This is a genomic window from Dyella sp. ASV21 (assembly GCF_016428975.1).
In the GTDB taxonomy this organism is placed as follows: Bacteria; Pseudomonadota; Gammaproteobacteria; order Xanthomonadales; family Rhodanobacteraceae; genus Dyella.
Genome location: NZ_JAELTT010000085.1, coordinates 1 through 15,583, shown reverse-complemented (window position 1 = coordinate 15,583; position 15,583 = coordinate 1). Strand labels below are relative to the sequence as shown.

The following is a 15,583-nucleotide window of genomic DNA, read 5'->3' as shown; positions in this document are numbered from 1 at the left end:
GTCCAGGCCCAGGCGCACGATGCCACGCTGCACCGAGCGCTGCGCCGTGGCCAGCGGATGCGGGCGATGAGCACCGGCCAGCAGCACCAGCCGGCCCAGCGCATAGGGGTGACGCGCCGCAAAGGCGAGGCCGGCCATGGCCCCGTAGGAGGCGCCGATAAAAGCATGCACACGGCCGATGCCCAACGCCTCCACCAGGGCGGCCAAGGCGTCCGCCTGATCCTCGCTGGAGATGGCCTGTGCGCCGCCCAGGTCCGCCGGGGTGAGCCAGTCGATGGAAAGCACGCGGTAGCGGTCCAGATCCAGCGGGCGGCCGGCGCCGACCTGGTCCTGCCACCAACCGGCGGGGCTTTCGTTATCCAGGGTTACCACATCACGGTTGGCCGAAATGCCGCCCTGCACGATCACCGTGGGCGCATCCGGCGCGCCGCACCACAGGTAGCTCACATCCACGGCGCAAGGCGCGCTGCCGTACTTGGGGGTGAGCGTGATGCGCCGGACGCAGCGCTGAGTGGTCAGATCCGACCGCATGGCGCCCATCGCCGCAAGGGATGCGGGGATGGCGGGCGGAACGCTTTGCGGCTGGCTGGACATGGTGGCTCTTCTCCGGTCGGCATCGACCTGCGGACCGGAGATGAGAGCAAGGCACAGCCGACGGAATCGCGGCGGTGGGGTTTTGCCCTCATCTCGCGGCTGGCGCCCGAAGCACCGCCGCAGGAATTGGCACCGTTGCGGAAATGTTCCGCAGGTTGCCCCGGCTTCAAAGGGCCTGTCCCTCCGCCGGTCTCGATGAGTAAGGGAGAATCTAGCGGCACGGACATTGCCGTGTCAATAGACGTCTAAACGTCTAGGCGTATAGGCATCGCAAGAAACCCATGAAAGCGCGCCACGGCGCGGCCCGCGGCGCGCCTTGACCCCTATTGCTTGACCGCCGCATAGGACATGGTTTGTCCGCGCAGCCTGTCATCGAATGTCACGTTCATGGTCTTGCCATCGGCGGCCACGGTGGACTTGATCACGGCAATCACCTTGCCGTCGCGCTTGTCGGTTTCCACCAGCGTGTCCTTGCCCATCCGCTTGACCGTTACGCTGGTAATCCCTGGATCGCCCTTGTATGGCGCCTCGCTACCATCGATCTTGGCCTGATAGGACTGCCCGGTGGGCGTAGTCATGCTCAGTTGGCCGCCGGCCTCCCGGTAGGTGAACAGCAGCCCGTTGTCCGAGAAGCCGGAAATATCGGAGGTGAGCCAGGAACCGGAAATGGCATGCGATCCGGCCGGACCTTTGGCGACCTGCTTGAGATCGCCCTTGCCGGTGACCGGCTCGGCGTTGCTATTGCTGCTGTCGGTGAATTCGAAGTGCCCGGTCATGCCGTCTGGCGCGATCGTGGTGGTCGAGGTTCCCACGACCTTGCCGTTCTTCTTCTGGGTCTCCTTGACCGTATGCTCGTCCACCACCTGGATGGCCATCATGTCGAAATACGGGTGGCCGGTAACTTTCTGGTCCTGGCCGTCGGCCTTGATGTCGATCGCCGGCGCGCAGGTGCGGCACTCGTAACGCCCGTTCTGCAACACGATCACGTCGGGCTTCTTGGGCATCTGCACCTGGCTGGTGTCGATCTTCCAGGTACCGTCGAAGGCGCTCTGCGCCAGCACGGACAGCGGACACAACAGGGCCAGCAGGCCCAGGCTCAATAGCTTCTTCATGGCAACGATTCCCCAGCAGTTGGAATGCGCCAGGCATTGCCCCTTCGCCCCCACGGACATCACTGTCACTTGGGCGTGTGTCCCTTCGGACCCAGCCCCTCGAACCTACGCCGAGCCTCGTGGCGCATCCATCGGCTGAAAGTGCTACGGACCCCATTTGCGACCCGGGCACGCCGCTGCGACACTGCGCGCCTGTCCCGCCAGCCCGGTTGACCATGCTCCTCGTTGCCCACGCCGTCGTCCTCCTGATCGCCCTGCTCCATGTGTGGTTCCTGGTGCTGGAGATGTTCCTGTGGACGCGCCCCTCCGGCCGCCGCGCTTTTGGCCTCAGCGAGGAGTTTGCCCAGCAATCGAAGGTGCTGGCGGCCAACCAGGGGCTGTACAACGGCTTCCTCGCCGCCGGCCTGCTATGGAGCCTGTGGCTGGGCGCCAGCGGCACGCACGTCACCCTGTTCTTCCTCGGCTGCGTGCTGGTGGCCGGCCTTTACGGCGGCCTCACCGCCAGCCGCAAGGTACTGTGGATTCAGGGCCTGCCGGCGTTGGTCGGGCTGGTGCTGGTGGCGTTGAGCTGAGCGCGACACCCCGTCGCCGCTGTACGCCGCACGGCGCTGTGCCATGCTCCTTCCCCCTCTCCGGCGCGGTCAGCATCCATGACGTCCTCCCCGCAGGAAGCGGTCGGCCACCGCTTCGACCCCAGGCACATGCAGCACGCCCGCGAACGCAGCTGGGCGGCCCTGGAAGGTATCCGCCAGCGCATGCGACCGGGCGTCAGCGAGGATGAAGCCCGCGCGGCCGCCCACGAAGTATTCGCCGAGCTGGGCATGGAGCGGCTGTGGCACCCCGTCATCATCCGGATCGGCCCCAATACCACCAAGATCTACCGCGAGCGCTCCGAGCCCGACGTGCGGCTGGGCGAAAACGACATCTACTTCATCGACCTGGGGCTGGTGTTCGACGGCCACGAGGGCGACGTGGGCGACACCTTCACCGTGGGCCACGCGCCGGAGCAGCAAGCCTGCGCCGACGCCGCCCGCACCCTGTTCCAGCGCGTGGCCGAGGCCTGGCGCCAGCAAGGACTGAGCGGCGAGGCCTTGTACGCCTTTGCCGAACAAGAGGCCCAGGCCATGGGCTGGCGCCTCAACCACGCCATCAAGGGCCATCGGGTGAGCGATTTCCCGCATGCCGTGCACAAGGCCGGCGACCTGGGCGAGTTCGGCGAGCGCCCGGCCAGCGGCCTGTGGATCCTGGAGATCCAGATCGCCCATCCCACCGAACCCTATGGCGCGTTCTACGAGGACCTGCTCACGCTGTAGCACGGCCTGGAGAGCCCGGGCTGACGGCGTGCCCCCCCCCTGGCCTGCCGACCGGCACGGAAGCCGGCCCGGCGTCGCTCGATGCACCCATCACCCTGCCTCGGCGGCCCTGGCCCGCCCTTGGTACAATGGACGGTTCGCGAGCCCAGAATCCGCCATGTCCACGCATCTCACCGAAACCCGCCGCCGCCGCACCTTCGCCATCGTCAGCCATCCTGACGCGGGCAAGACCACGCTGACCGAAAAACTGCTGCTGTTCGGCGGCGCCATCCAGATGGCCGGCTCGGTGAAGGGCCGCAAGGCGGCCCGCCACGCCACCTCCGACTGGATGGCACTGGAAAAGGAGCGCGGCATTTCGGTCACCTCCTCGGTGATGCAGTTCCCCTACGAGGGGCGCATCGTCAACCTGCTCGATACCCCAGGCCACGCGGACTTCTCCGAAGATACCTACCGCGTACTCACCGCGGTGGACTCGGCGCTGATGGTGATCGACTGCGCCAAGGGCGTGGAGGAACGCACCATCAAGCTGATGGAGGTGTGCCGCCTGCGCGACACGCCCATCATGACCTTCATCAATAAGCTCGACCGCGAAGGCCGCTCGCCGATCGAGCTGCTGGACGAAGTGGAGTCCGTGCTCGGCATCGCCTGCGCTCCGCTGACCTGGCCGATCGGCATGGGCAAGCGCCTCAAGGGCGTGTACCACATGCTGCTCGACGAAGTGCATGTATTCGAGCCGGGCAAGAACTTCACCCGCCAGGACTCCACCATCTTCAAGGGCCTCGATGCACCCGGCCTGGAGGCCGCGATCGGCACCGAGGCGCTGGCCGAACTGCGCGACGAGCTGGAGCTGGTGCAAGGCGCCTCGCACCCGTTCGACGTGGAACAGTATTTGGCCGGCAAGCTCACGCCGGTGTTCTTCGGCTCGGCGGTAAACAACTTCGGCGTGCAGCTGCTGCTGGATTTCTTCGTGGAGCACGCGCCTTCGCCGCGCCCACGCGCCACGCTGACACGCGAGATCAAGCCGGATGAAGGCGCACTCACCGGCTTCGTGTTCAAGATTCAGGCCAATATGGACCCGGCGCATCGCGACCGCATCGCCTTCATGCGCGTTTGCTCGGGCACCTACAACGCCGGCATGAAGATGATGCAGACGCGCACCGGCAAGGACGTGCGCATCGCCAATGCACTCACCTTCATGGCGAGCGATCGCGAAATCGTCGAAAGCGCCTACCCCGGCGATGTGATCGGCCTGCACAACCACGGCACCATCGGTATCGGCGACACCTTCAGCGAAGGTGAGATGGTCAGCTTCACCGGTATTCCCAACTTCGCGCCGGAGCTGTTTCGCCGCGCCCGCCTGCGCGACCCGATGAAAATGAAGGCGCTGCAGAAGGGCCTTGCCCAACTCTCCGAGGAGGGCGCCACGCAGTTCTTCCGCCCGCTGATGAGCAACGATCTCATCCTCGGCGCGGTCGGTGTGCTGCAGTTCGACGTGGTGGCATATCGCCTGAAGGACGAATACGGCGTGGACGCCACCTTCGAGCCGGTCACCGTCGCCACGGCGCGCTGGGTGCACTGCGACGATGCGAAGAAGCTGGAAGAGTTCCGCGAGAAGAACGCCAACAACCTCGCCATCGACGCCGCCGGAGAGCTGGTGTACCTGGCACCATCGCGCGTGAACCTGCAGCTGGCGCAGGAGCGTTCGCCGGCCGTGCGCTTCTCCGCCACGCGCGAGCACGCGACCTCGGTCGAGCTGTAAGCATCGTCGCGGTGTCACTCCAAGGCCGCGCCGGCATCGCCAGCGCGGCCTTGTCGTATGGGCGGCGTGAAGACACCCAACACCCTCGCTCGCCCCGCTGTCGCCGCTCGCAACAAGGCTGCTACCCTCCTGACTCCGATCAGGGGATATGCCTTACATGGAAGCTGGACAAGTCGCCTTTGTGACGCCCGTCAACGCCACGCCGTGGCAGCGCCGCATGGTGTTTTCACCCTTTGCGCGCATCGTGTTCTTTACCGCGCTCTACTTCGTATTGTTCAAGCTGGTTTCCGCTGCGGTCGGCGTGCTCGGCCTGGTCGGACCCGGCGTCACCGCCGACCGGCGGGCGTTCGGCATCCTGTTGATGCAACTGGTGCCTGCCCTGGGCGCGTACCTCGTGCTGGTCAAGGCGGTCGAGCGTCGCCCGGTGCGTGAACTGGCCTGGCGCGACCTGCCAGGCCGCGGCGGCGCGGGCCTGCTGCTGGGCGCCGCGTTGTTCAGCGCCGTGGTGCTGGTGCTGTGGCTGGCTGGCAGCTACCACGTGACGGGCACCAACCCCTCGGTGAACTGGCTGCCGGCCCTGCTCACCACCGGCCTGGGCGCAGGTATCGGCGAGGAAATCATTACGCGCGGCGTGCTCTACCGCATTGTCGAGGAAGGCCTGGGCACCTGGTGGGCGCTGGCGATCTCCGCGCTGTTCTTCGGCGCCGCGCACATCTTCAACCCCGGGGCCACGTTGTGGAGCTCCCTGGCCATCGCCATCGAGGCCGGCGTGCTGCTGGCGCTGCTTTACCACGTGACCCGCTCGCTCTGGACCTGCGTGGGCCTGCATGCGGCCTGGAACGTGATGCAAGGCACCGTGTACGGCATTCCCGTCTCCGGCACCGCCGCGCATGGCTGGCTGGTTTCCGAGCGCAGCGGGCCGGACTGGCTGAGCGGCGGCGTGTTTGGCGCCGAAGCCTCGGTGGTGGCGCTGCTGATTTGCTCCACCGTGAGCGCCCTGCTGCTGGTCATCGCCGTGCGTCAGGGCAGCATCCTGAGGCCGAGCTGGCGCCGCCGCCCGCCCATCGCCCACAACTGACCTTGCTACCGCCTTCACCGGGACAGGGGATACCCTGACTCCCACCGCCCCCGGCCCGGCAGGATGCCCCAGGCCCACACGACCGACGACCACGCATGGCCTCCACTTCCTCCCGTTATTCCTGGCTCGCGCATCAGCCGATGCAGCGCAAGATCCTCATAGCGATCGGCCTGCTGGTGGTGCTGTTCGTGGCCTGCAGCGTGATCACCCTGCAATCGATCTCACGCCAGAACGAAAGCTGGCACTGGTCGCGCCATACCTACGAGGTGCGCGCCAAGCTCGACGACGTGGTCGAGTCACTGCAGGAAAGCCAGATAGCCGCGCGCGGCTATCTTCTGGGGCAGCACCCTGACGACCTGATCGCCTTCGACCAGGCCAGCCGCGAACTCGAGCAGAATCTGGCCAGCGTGCGCAAGCTCACCGCCGACAACCCACTGCAGCAGACCCGGCTGGATCACCTGGAGCAATTGAGCGCGCAGTGGCGCAAGGAAGCCAGCCAGTACGGCATCGAGCCGATGCAGGCCATTAAAGCCACCGATCCGGTGGAAGCGGCGCAGGAACACGTACGCGTGCAACACGGCTATCTGGAGCACCGTTCGGTGCTGATGACCGACCTGCTTGCCCTGATCAAGCAGATGGACGACACCGAGCTTGGCCTGCTCGACCAGCGCGAAGCCGCGCAGCGCGCCGACGTCACCGAAGTGCGCGTGGTGACCTGGATCACCATGCTGATGAGCGTGCTGTTCGGCGTGCTGGTGATCGTGATGACCTTCCGCCTCATCACGCGCCCCATCCGTCGCATGACCGACCTGATGACGCGCCTGGCCGACCACGATCACTCGGTGGAGATCCGGGAGCTGGAGCGTCGCGACGAGATCGGCGAAATCGCCCGCGCCTTGCAGGTGTTCAAGCAGATGGCGATCGAAACCTCAGCGCAGACCTGGGTGAAATCGCACGTCTCGCAAATCGCCGGCGAACTGCAGACGGTCAACAGCCCGCGCGAATTTGCCGAGCGGCTCACCAGCACCCTGGTGCCCCTGTTGCGCGGCGGCGTGGGCGTTTTCTACGCCGCGGACGACGGTGGCAACACATTGCAGTTGCTGGGCAGCTACGGCTACCAGCAGCGTCGCCACCTGAGTACCGAGTACGCGCTGGGGGAAGGTCTGGTTGGCCAGTGTGCGGTGGAACGCAAGCCGATCACCCTGCAGGGCGTGCCCGACGACTACGTGCGCATCCATTCCGGTACGGGCGAGGCCGCGCCCAGCACCGTCACCGTATGCCCGCTGCTATTGCGCGACAAATTGCTGGGCGTGCTGGAACTGGCGAGCTTCCAGCATCTTTCCGAGCCCGAGCAGAAGCTGCTCGACGAACTGCTGCCGATCGCCTCGCTGTCGCTGGAAAACATCGGCCGCGCACTGCGCACGCAGGACCTGCTCCAGCGCACCAGCGAACAGGCCGACGAGCTGCGTGCCTCCGAAGACATACTGCGTCGCCAGCAACAGGATCTGCAGGTCACCAACGAAGAGCTCAACGCCAAGACGCAGGAATTGCAGGAACAATCCCAGCGCCTGCTCGCCTCGGAAGAAGAGCTGCGCGTGCAGACCGAAGAACTGCAAGCCTCCAACGAAGAGCTACGCCAGAAGACCGACACGCTCAATCAGCAAAAACACATGCTGGAGATCCTGCAACGCGAAACGCACGAGAAGGCGGAAGAACTGGCGCGCGCCAGCCAGTACAAGTCCGAATTCCTCGCCAACATGTCGCACGAGCTGCGCACGCCGCTCAACAGCCTGCTCATCCTGTCGCGCAGCCTCGCCGAAAACCGCGAGGGCAACCTGGACTCCGAGCAGATCGAATCGGCGCGGATCATCCACGATTCCGGCAGCAACCTGCTGCGCCTCATCAATGACATTCTCGATCTATCCAAGGTCGAGGCCGGCAAGATGGAGCTGCTGCTGGGCGAGGTCCCGCTCGCCGACCTGGAACGCACCTTGCGCCGCACGTTCACCCACGTGGCGCAGGAAAAGCAGCTCGATTTCCGGATAGACATCGAACCGGGCCTGCCTGCGGCGCTCTACACCGATGGCGCCAAGCTCGAACAGGTGGCCAACAACCTGATCGGCAATGCCTTCAAGTTCACTCACCAAGGCAGCGTCACGGTGCGCATTGGCCGGCCCAGTGCGGTGGACGTGCTGCCCGCTTCGCTGCAAGGCCAGCCGGCCATCGCCATTGCGGTAAGCGATAGCGGCATCGGCATTCCCACCGAAAAGCTCCAGGGCATTTTCCACGCGTTCGAGCAGGTGGATGCAAGCACGAGCCGCCAATACGGTGGCACCGGCCTGGGCCTGACCATTTCCAAGCGCATCGCCGAGCTGCTGGGCGGCGATATTTTGCTGCACAGCGAAGTGGGCCACGGCAGTACCTTTACCGTGTTGCTACCTGAGCGCGCGCCCGGCGCCAGCGAATCCACAACGAGTCCGCGCCCGCAGGCCGAGCCATCCACCGCGCGCGCAGCGCTCACCAGCGCCCTGCTGCCGGACACCATCGAGGACGACCGCGAAACCATCGCCGCTGGCGACACCATCATCCTCATCATCGAGGATGACCCGGTGTTCGCGCGCATCCTAGCCGACATGGTCCACCGCAAGGGCTACCGTGTGCTTGCCGCCGCCGATGGCGAATCAGGCCTGCAACTGGCGACGCACTTCCGCCCCACCGGCATCCTGCTCGACGTGATGCTGCCGGGCATGGATGGCTGGACCGTGATCGAGCGACTCAAGGAGAACGTCGGCACGCGGCATATCCCGGTGCATTTCATTTCCGCCGTGGATGAAGCCAGTCGCGGCCGCGAGCTGGGCGCCGTGGGTTTTCTCACCAAACCCGTCAGCCGCGAGGCGATCGGCACCGCCTTCGACCGCTTGCTGCACTTTGCCGAGGGCCACACCCGTCATCTGCTGCTGGTGGACGACGATGCGGATGCGCGCGCCGCGCTGCGCAAGCTGCTGCGCCATGACGACGTGACCATCGACGACGCCGGCAGCGCGGAGGAAGCCTTGCAGCGCATGGGCAACACCCATTACGACTGCATCGTGCTCGACCTTGGCCTGCCTGGCATGTCGGGCATGGAATTTCTGGAACACCTGGCCGCCACCGGCCAGATTCCCCCGGTGGTGGTGTATTCCGGACGCGAGCTGAGCCGCGAGGAAAGCCTGCGTCTACGCCAGTACACCGACAGCATCGTCATCAAGGGCGCGCGCTCGCCGGAGCGGCTGATGGATGAGGTGAGCCTGTTCCTGCACAGCATCCGCGATGGTCGCCCGGCCATACCGGCCGCCTCCACCGCCGCCGCACCCGCGCCGGCCGGTGGCGAGTTGCGTGATCGCAAGGTGCTGCTGGTGGACGACGACATGCGCAACCTGTTCGCCCTGTCCAAGGTGCTGCGCAGCTGGGGCATGAATGTGGCGATGGCGCAGGATGGCCAAAAAGCATTGAAGACGCTCGCCGACCAGGATGGCATCGAGGTGGTACTGATGGACATCATGATGCCGGTAATGGACGGCTACGACACCATTCGCGAAGTGCGCGCCCAGCCGCGTTTCGCCAAGCTCCCCATCATCGCACTCACGGCGAAAGCCATGCGCGGCGATCGCGAAAAGTGCCTGGAAGCCGGTGCCAACGACTATCTTTCCAAGCCCATCGACATCGACAAGCTGTCCTCCATGCTGCGCGTGTGGTTGCATCGATGAGCGGGAACCAGGAACCGCTGGCCAGCGACACCGAGCTTGAGGACATCGAGCTCGAGCTTTTCGTGCGCGCGCTCAAGCTGCGGCATGGTCACGACTTCTCGCAATATGCGCCCGCCTCGCTCAAGCGGCGCGTACGCCAGCTCAGCCATACGCAGCACACCGGCACCATCACCGCGCTCACCGACCGGATACTGCACGATCCGAGTCTATTGCCCGTCGTACTGGAAGGACTATCGGTGCCGGTCTCGGAAATGTTCCGCGACCCGGACGTCTTCCGCGCGCTGCGCGAGCAGGTTTTCCCGGTGCTTGCGTCCTATCCACAGATCAATATCTGGCAAGCGGGCTGCGCGTACGGGCAGGAAGTCTACTCGCTGGCGATCCTGCTGGAAGAAGCCGGCCTGTATGAGCGCACACAGATCTACGCTACGGACTTCAACGAGGCCGCGCTGCGTCATGCGCAGGAAGGAATCTACCCGGCCAAGGAGGCCCAGCTGTGGTCGCGCAATTATCTTGAGGCCGGTGGCAGCCACACCCTGGCCGACTACTACAGTGCGCGCTACGAACTGCTCAAGCTCGACCAGCGCCTGCGCCGGAACGTGATCTTCGCCAACCACAACCTGGTGACCGATGAAGTGTTTTGCGAGGCGCACCTGGTGCTGTGTCGCAACGTACTGATCTATTTTTCCGACCCCTTGCAGGACCGCACCCTGGCCCTGTTCCGCGACAGCCTCGTGCGTGGCGGCTTTCTCTGCCTTGGCACGCGCGAAAGCCTGGATTTCGCGCCATCGGCCCTCGATTTTACGCCAGTCGATGCCGCGCTGCGCATCTACCGCTTGGGCTCGCGCGCCGCCGCCAAGGAATGACATGGGCACGCCGCAGGCCATCGTGATCGGTTGTTCGGCAGGCGGCTTGGCCGCCTTGGAGGCGCTGTTCGCCGGCCTCGACCCACAGTTGCCGCAGGCCATGGTGGTGTGTTGCCACACCGGTTCGTCCACCGTGGACGTGCTGTGCGAATTGCTGGCCGGTCACGCCACACTGCCCGTCGCCGAGGCACGCGAACGCACGCCGATCGCACCCGGCATGATCCACATCGCGCCCAGCGGCTATCACTTGCTGGTCGAGCCATCGCGATACTTTGCGCTTTCCGTGGATGCACGCGTCAACTTCGCTCGGCCATCCATCGATGTGTTGTTCGAGTCCGCCGCCGAGGCGTATCGCGGTGACCTATTGGGCGTCTTGCTCACCGGCGCCAACAGCGACGGCGCCGAAGGCCTGCGCCTGGTGCGCCAGCACGGCGGCCTGGCGGTCGTGCAAGACCCGGCCGACGCCGAAGTGCCCACCATGCCCCAGGCCGCGCTGGATCGCGCGGGTGCCGATCACTGCCTTCCACTCGCGGCCATTGCGCCGCTGCTCAATCGACTTTGCCTGCCATGACTCTTTCCGTTCCCAAGATCCTCGTCGTCGACGACACGCCCGCCAACCTGGTCGCCATGCGCCACCTGTTGATGGACAGCGGCGCGGAGCTATTCGAGGCCGACAACGGTAACGAGGCATTGGCGCTGTGCCTGGACCACGAGTTCGCGCTGATCCTGCTCGATGTGAACATGCCGGACATGGACGGCTTCGAAGTCGCGTCGTTGCTAGGTGAGACCGAACAGATGCGCGAGACGCCGATCATCTTCGTCACCGCCGCCTATGCCGATGACATCAACCGCCTAAAGGGCTATCGCTTCGGCGCGGTCGATTACATCGCCAAGCCGATCAACGATGTCATCCTGCAATCCAAAGTGCGCGTGTTTCTGGACCTCTATGCGGCGCGCGCGCAACTGAAGTTCGCGCTGGATACCCTGTCCGAACGCAACGAGCAGCTCAGCGCCGAGATCGCCGAACGAAAGCGCATCGAGGCGCAGATCCGGCATCAGGCCACCCATGACATGCTGACTGGCCTGCCCAACCGCACCCTGTTCCACGACCGTCTGTATACCGCGATGCAACGCGTACCGCGTCACGGCCCGGGCTTCGCCCTGGCCATGCTCGATATCGACGGTTTCAAGGGCGTCAACGACACCCATGGCCACCCCGCTGGCGACGCGTTGCTGCAGGCCATCGCCGGACGCCTCAGCGGCCACGTGCGCGCCAATGACACCGTTGCGCGCCTGGGCGGCGATGAGTTCGCCCTGATCGTGGAAGACCTGGGCGATGTGTCCTCGCTCATGGAGCGCTGCCAGCAGCTATGCGCCACGCTTGCCGCGCCGTATGCGTTGCACGGCCGCCACGGCGCATTCGAGGCGCAGGTGAGCGCCAGCATCGGCGTTGCCGTGTGGGACCGCCGCCATGGCGGCGACGAGGAACTGATCCAGGCAGCGGATCGCGCGCTCTACCAGGCCAAGGCCGAAGGCAAGAACCGTTGCGTACTGGCGGCGTGAGCGCCGCGCAGCGCACTCAACCGCCGCGTCGCGGCGAGACCCACATGTGAATACGAGCACGGAACACTTCCTGCCCGTTGTCGTCGCGCACGCTCACTAGCGCGGGCCATTCGTAGCCGTTGCTCGATTCCACGGCCGCACGCTCGGGCGTCGCCACGGCATGCATGGTGCCCACGGCCTTGGCCAGGTATTCCACCGACATGCCCTTGGGAATCCAGCGCATGGTCGAGGGAATGCTCACGTCCGTCATCATACCGGCCGTAAGCTCGGCCACATTGCACAATGCGATGGCATGCACGGTGCCGATGTGGTTGTGCACGCGGCGACGGTCATGAATATCCACCGCGCAATGCCCCGGCTCCAATGCCACGAAGTGCGGGCGGATGGTGGCGAAGTAAGGCGCCTTGAAACAGATGAGCCGTCCGTAGAGCCAGCGCCCACCGGGCAGGGAAACCAGCTTGCGATAGAGCGACAGCGCCTGACTCATGGCAAAGCTCCCTGAAGGCGAGGCCGTGGCATCGCCCATGCGTGCGTATTGAAGGACAGGCTCCGCATGAAGGCGGAACGACAGCGCCCTGGCCATCGCCAGGGCGCTGAGAAAGCTTAGGCCGCGTCGGCCAGCTTCTTCTTACGGTCGGCGCGGGTGACCGCAGCGCGCAGTTCTGCCGGATCGAAATCATCCACCGCAATGAACTCGGCCACGCCCTCGCGCACGCGCTTGAGCAGGTCGAACTCCGAGGCATTGATCACGCCGGCCTGCAACGCTTCGCTAAGCTGGCCGAGGTAATCGTGCGACTTGAACTGACCGGTCTTCTGCGCCTTGGCGAACTTGCGCTCCACCGGCTCGGCCGCGATCACATCCGGCAGCAAGGCGTTCATGCGGCCGATGGTGTTGTTGGCGGTCGGGGTGAGGTAGACCCACTCGGTGAGGCGATCGCGGGCTTCGCCCGGCGCGGTGATGATGGCGGCCACGCGGCGACCCAGGCGATCCGACGGCGGCACTTCGCGACGACCGAACGGAAACACCAGCGCGCGCAGCAGCCACGAGACCGGCTTGACCGGGAAGTTGCGAATGGCGCCGTCCAGTGCCATCTGCGTGCGCCACATGCACTCGTGGAAGGCCCAGGCCAGCAACGGACGATCCGCTTCCGGACGGCCGGTGTCCTCATAGCGCTTGAGCATGGCACTGGCGATATACAGATAGCTCAGCACGTCGCCCAGACGAGCGGACAGCTTTTCCTTGAACTTCAGCTTGCCGCCGAGCACACCCATGAAGGTATCCGCGCACAGCGCCAGCGCCGCCGAGTAGCGATTGAGCTTGCGGTAGTAGCGACGGGTATACGCATCGCCAGCGGTGTCGCCGATACGCGAACCGGTGATGCCCAGGGTGAACGCACGCACGGCGTTGGAGATGCCAAAGCCGATATGACCGAACAACGCGCGATCGAAGGTCCTCAGGCGGTCACCGTAGTCAGCGATCGACAGCGACTGCATTTCCTTCAGCACGTAAGGATGGCAGCGAATGGCACCTTGCCCGAAGATCATCAGGCTGCGCGTCATGATGTTCGCGCCCTCCACCGTGATGGCGATGGGCACGCCCTGCCAGGCGCGGCCGGCATAGTTCTTCGGACCCAGCTGCACGCCCTTGCCGCCATGCACGTCCAGCGCATCACCGGCGATCACACGACCCCATTCGGTAGCGTGGTACTTGGCGATGGCCGACGGCACCGCCGGCTTCTCACCGCGATCCACCGCCGCCGCCGTGGCGCGCGAGAGCGCGGCCGTCGCATAGGTAAGGCCGCCGATGCGAGCCAGCGCCTCTTCCACGCCCTCGAAGCGGGCGATGGAAAGGCCGAACTGCTTGCGCATGCGCGCGTAGGCGCCCGTGGCCGCCACCGCGCCGCGCACGCCACCCGTGGCGTTGGACGGCAGCGAGATCGCGCGACCCACCGACAGGCATTCCACCAGCATGCGCCAGCCGTGACCGGCCATGTGGGGGCCGCCGATCAGCACCGACAGCGGCACGAACACGTCCTTGCCGTGCAGGGGACCGTTCTGGAACGGAATGTTCAGCGGGAAATGGCGACGGCCGATCTCCAGACCCGGCGTGCTGCGCGGGAGCAGTGCCAGGGTGATGCCGAGGTCTTCCTTGTCACCCAGCAACTTGTCCGGGTCGTACAGGCGGAAGGCCAGACCCACCACGGTGGCGATAGGCGCCAGCGTGATGTAGCGCTTGTCGAAGGTGAGCTTCATGCCCAGTGTCTCGACGCCATCGACCACCTGCTTGCACACCACGCCGTAGTCGGTGATGGAGGTGGCATCGGAACCGGCATACGGACCGGTGAGTGCGAAGCAGGGAATTTCCTCACCCACGGCCAGGCGCGGCAGGTAGTAGTTCTTCTGCTCGTCGCTGCCGTAATGCAGCAGCAGTTCGGCCGGGCCAAGCGAGTTGGGCACCGCCACGGTGGAGGCCACCGTGGCCGACATGGTGGCGAGCTTCTGCAGCACCGCCGAATGCGCCAGCGCCGAGAAACCCAGGCCGCCGTACTGCTTGGGGATGATCATGCCGAAGAACTTATGCTTCTTGACGAAAGCCCAGACTTCCGGCGGCAGGTCGGCCAACTCGTGCGTGATCTGCCAGTCGTCGATCATGCTGCAGAGTTCTTCCACCGGGCCATCCATGAAGGCCTGCTCTTCCACGTTCAGTTCCGGCTTGGGCTGCTTGAGCAGCTCGTGCCAGTCGGGCTTGCCGGAGAACAGCTCGCCCTCGAAACCGACCGTGCCCGCTTCCAGCGCGGTCTGTTCGGTTTCGGAAAGCTTGGGCGTCACCTTGGCGAACATCTTCAGCAGCGGCGCGCTGATCTGCTTCCGACGGAAGCCGTCCATCAGCAGGGGCACCGCAATCGCCAGCTCGATCACCAACAGGATAAAGGTGGTCCAGGGCGCGCCGGCGAGCAGGCCGACCACGACGGTGGTTATCACCGTGGCGATGGCCCACGTGCGCAAGCTTGCGCGGTGGTAGGCACAGGCACCGGTGGCGATGAGCGCCGCCAGCAGGGTCAGGATCACGGACATCACTTACACCTCGTTACGGATGACGACTTGACGGATCGAACAGTTCAAACGGTGACCGCATCGCTGCGATCAGGAGCCGCGAGCTCGCTGGCAAAGCGTGCGATCTCGCGGGTGAATGCATCGTTGGCGTCGCCGGCCACCATGTGGGTGGCGCGCGGCAGCTCCACGTGGCGCGCCTGCGGCACCAACTGGAGGAATTCATCCACGGTATCGCGCGACACCACGTCACTGCGACCACCGGAAAGCAGCAGCACCGGCACGCGCACCTTGGCCGCGGCGGCCATCAGGCGCGGCTGGTAGCGCTCGCTCTCGCTCACCAGCCCATCGAGCAGGGACGGGTCCCAATGCCAGCGCAGGCGCCCGTCGCGGCCTTCGCGCAGCAGCGGACGCAGTTGATCCTCGGATTTGCGCTCGGCGCGGTGCGGCAGGTACTTGGCGATTTCCTCGGCAGCCTCGGCATAGCTGGCAAAACCATCGGGA

General features: G+C 65.4%; 12 protein-coding genes, 1 pseudogene and 1 riboswitch. Of the genes and pseudogenes, 8 read left to right on the top strand and 5 right to left on the bottom strand.

Going from position 1 to position 15,583, the window contains the following annotated elements; genetic code table 11:
* Together JHD67_RS18960 and JHD67_RS18955 are read right to left on the bottom strand one after the other, a co-directional pair.
* Nucleotides 1–540: alpha/beta fold hydrolase (locus JHD67_RS18960; RefSeq protein WP_233172077.1), on the bottom strand; the 540-nt coding region annotated here is incomplete at its 3' end.
* Nucleotides 541–679: 139 nt separating this feature from the next.
* Nucleotides 680–796: riboswitch (SAM riboswitch) on the bottom strand.
* 121 nt (nucleotides 797–917) lie between these two features.
* On the bottom strand, nucleotides 918–1,706 hold the full coding sequence (locus tag JHD67_RS18955) for a hypothetical protein (RefSeq protein ID WP_199100750.1): 789 nt from the start codon (nucleotides 1,704–1,706) through the stop codon (nucleotides 918–920).
* A gap of 215 nt (nucleotides 1,707–1,921) precedes the next feature.
* Between JHD67_RS18955 and JHD67_RS18950 the strand changes: the two genes are divergently transcribed.
* The 8 genes from JHD67_RS18950 to JHD67_RS18915 all read left to right on the top strand — a co-directional run bounded on the left by JHD67_RS18950 (nucleotide 1,922) and on the right by JHD67_RS18915 (nucleotide 12,028).
* Nucleotides 1,922–2,278, top strand: a complete 357-nt coding sequence (locus JHD67_RS18950) for a DUF1304 domain-containing protein (RefSeq protein ID WP_199100749.1) — start codon at nucleotides 1,922–1,924, stop codon at nucleotides 2,276–2,278.
* Nucleotides 2,279–2,356: 78 nt separating this feature from the next.
* Nucleotides 2,357–3,019: a M24 family metallopeptidase gene (locus JHD67_RS18945; protein ID WP_199100748.1), complete on the top strand. Its 663-nt coding sequence runs from the start codon at nucleotides 2,357–2,359 to the stop codon at nucleotides 3,017–3,019.
* Between the two features lie 157 nt (nucleotides 3,020–3,176).
* Complete coding sequence (locus tag JHD67_RS18940; RefSeq protein WP_199100747.1) at nucleotides 3,177–4,778, top strand: peptide chain release factor 3; 1,602 nt, start codon at nucleotides 3,177–3,179, stop codon at nucleotides 4,776–4,778.
* Nucleotides 4,779–4,935: 157 nt separating this feature from the next.
* Nucleotides 4,936–5,856 carry a type II CAAX endopeptidase family protein gene (locus JHD67_RS18935; RefSeq protein WP_199100746.1) on the top strand — a complete coding sequence of 307 codons (921 nt, stop codon included), beginning with the start codon at nucleotides 4,936–4,938 and terminating at the stop codon, nucleotides 5,854–5,856.
* 95 nt (nucleotides 5,857–5,951) lie between these two features.
* Nucleotides 5,952–9,602: a response regulator gene (locus JHD67_RS18930; RefSeq protein ID WP_199100745.1), complete on the top strand. Its 3,651-nt coding sequence runs from the start codon at nucleotides 5,952–5,954 to the stop codon at nucleotides 9,600–9,602.
* Nucleotides 9,599–10,465 (top strand): protein-glutamate O-methyltransferase CheR, encoded by an 867-nt coding sequence (locus tag JHD67_RS18925; protein ID WP_199100744.1) that lies wholly within the window; start codon nucleotides 9,599–9,601, stop codon nucleotides 10,463–10,465. Before JHD67_RS18930 ends, JHD67_RS18925 begins: the two co-directional genes overlap by 4 nt.
* A gap of 1 nt (nucleotide 10,466) precedes the next feature.
* Nucleotides 10,467–11,036, top strand: coding sequence for a chemotaxis protein CheB (locus JHD67_RS18920; RefSeq protein ID WP_199100743.1), 570 nt, complete (start codon nucleotides 10,467–10,469; stop codon nucleotides 11,034–11,036).
* Nucleotides 11,033–12,028 carry a diguanylate cyclase gene (locus JHD67_RS18915; protein WP_199100742.1) on the top strand — a complete coding sequence of 332 codons (996 nt, stop codon included), beginning with the start codon at nucleotides 11,033–11,035 and terminating at the stop codon, nucleotides 12,026–12,028. Before JHD67_RS18920 ends, JHD67_RS18915 begins: the two co-directional genes overlap by 4 nt.
* 16 nt (nucleotides 12,029–12,044) lie before the next feature.
* Here the strand turns inward: JHD67_RS18915 and JHD67_RS18910 are convergent, their stop codons facing one another.
* The 3 genes and pseudogenes from JHD67_RS18910 to JHD67_RS18900 all read right to left on the bottom strand — a co-directional run.
* The gene (locus JHD67_RS18910; protein ID WP_199100741.1) at nucleotides 12,045–12,515 is read right to left on the bottom strand and encodes a hotdog fold domain-containing protein; all 471 of its coding nucleotides are present in this window, start codon (nucleotides 12,513–12,515) and stop codon (nucleotides 12,045–12,047) included.
* A gap of 116 nt (nucleotides 12,516–12,631) precedes the next feature.
* Complete coding sequence (locus JHD67_RS18905) at nucleotides 12,632–15,103, bottom strand: acyl-CoA dehydrogenase (RefSeq protein WP_199100740.1); 2,472 nt, start codon at nucleotides 15,101–15,103, stop codon at nucleotides 12,632–12,634.
* Nucleotides 15,104–15,147: 44 nt separating this feature from the next.
* Nucleotides 15,148–15,583, bottom strand: a pseudogene (locus tag JHD67_RS18900) (alpha/beta hydrolase); the annotation flags it as partial.

What these genes read in the sequence shown, in the direction of transcription:
- JHD67_RS18955 (WP_199100750.1), bottom strand. Translation starts at nt 1,706, where the DNA reads ATGAAGAAGCTATTGAGCCTGGGCCTGCTGGCCCTGTTGTGTCCGCTG.
- JHD67_RS18935 (WP_199100746.1), top strand. Translation starts at nt 4,936, where the DNA reads ATGGAAGCTGGACAAGTCGCCTTTGTGACGCCCGTCAACGCCACGCCG.
- JHD67_RS18925 (WP_199100744.1), top strand. Translation starts at nt 9,599, where the DNA reads ATGAGCGGGAACCAGGAACCGCTGGCCAGCGACACCGAGCTTGAGGAC.
- JHD67_RS18930 (WP_199100745.1), top strand. Translation starts at nt 5,952, where the DNA reads ATGGCCTCCACTTCCTCCCGTTATTCCTGGCTCGCGCATCAGCCGATG.
- JHD67_RS18945 (WP_199100748.1), top strand. Translation starts at nt 2,357, where the DNA reads ATGACGTCCTCCCCGCAGGAAGCGGTCGGCCACCGCTTCGACCCCAGG.
- JHD67_RS18905 (WP_199100740.1), bottom strand. Translation starts at nt 15,103, where the DNA reads ATGTCCGTGATCCTGACCCTGCTGGCGGCGCTCATCGCCACCGGTGCC.
- JHD67_RS18920 (WP_199100743.1), top strand. Translation starts at nt 10,467, where the DNA reads ATGGGCACGCCGCAGGCCATCGTGATCGGTTGTTCGGCAGGCGGCTTG.
- JHD67_RS18910 (WP_199100741.1), bottom strand. Translation starts at nt 12,515, where the DNA reads ATGAGTCAGGCGCTGTCGCTCTATCGCAAGCTGGTTTCCCTGCCCGGT.
- JHD67_RS18915 (WP_199100742.1), top strand. Translation starts at nt 11,033, where the DNA reads ATGACTCTTTCCGTTCCCAAGATCCTCGTCGTCGACGACACGCCCGCC.
- JHD67_RS18950 (WP_199100749.1), top strand. Translation starts at nt 1,922, where the DNA reads ATGCTCCTCGTTGCCCACGCCGTCGTCCTCCTGATCGCCCTGCTCCAT.
- JHD67_RS18940 (WP_199100747.1), top strand. Translation starts at nt 3,177, where the DNA reads ATGTCCACGCATCTCACCGAAACCCGCCGCCGCCGCACCTTCGCCATC.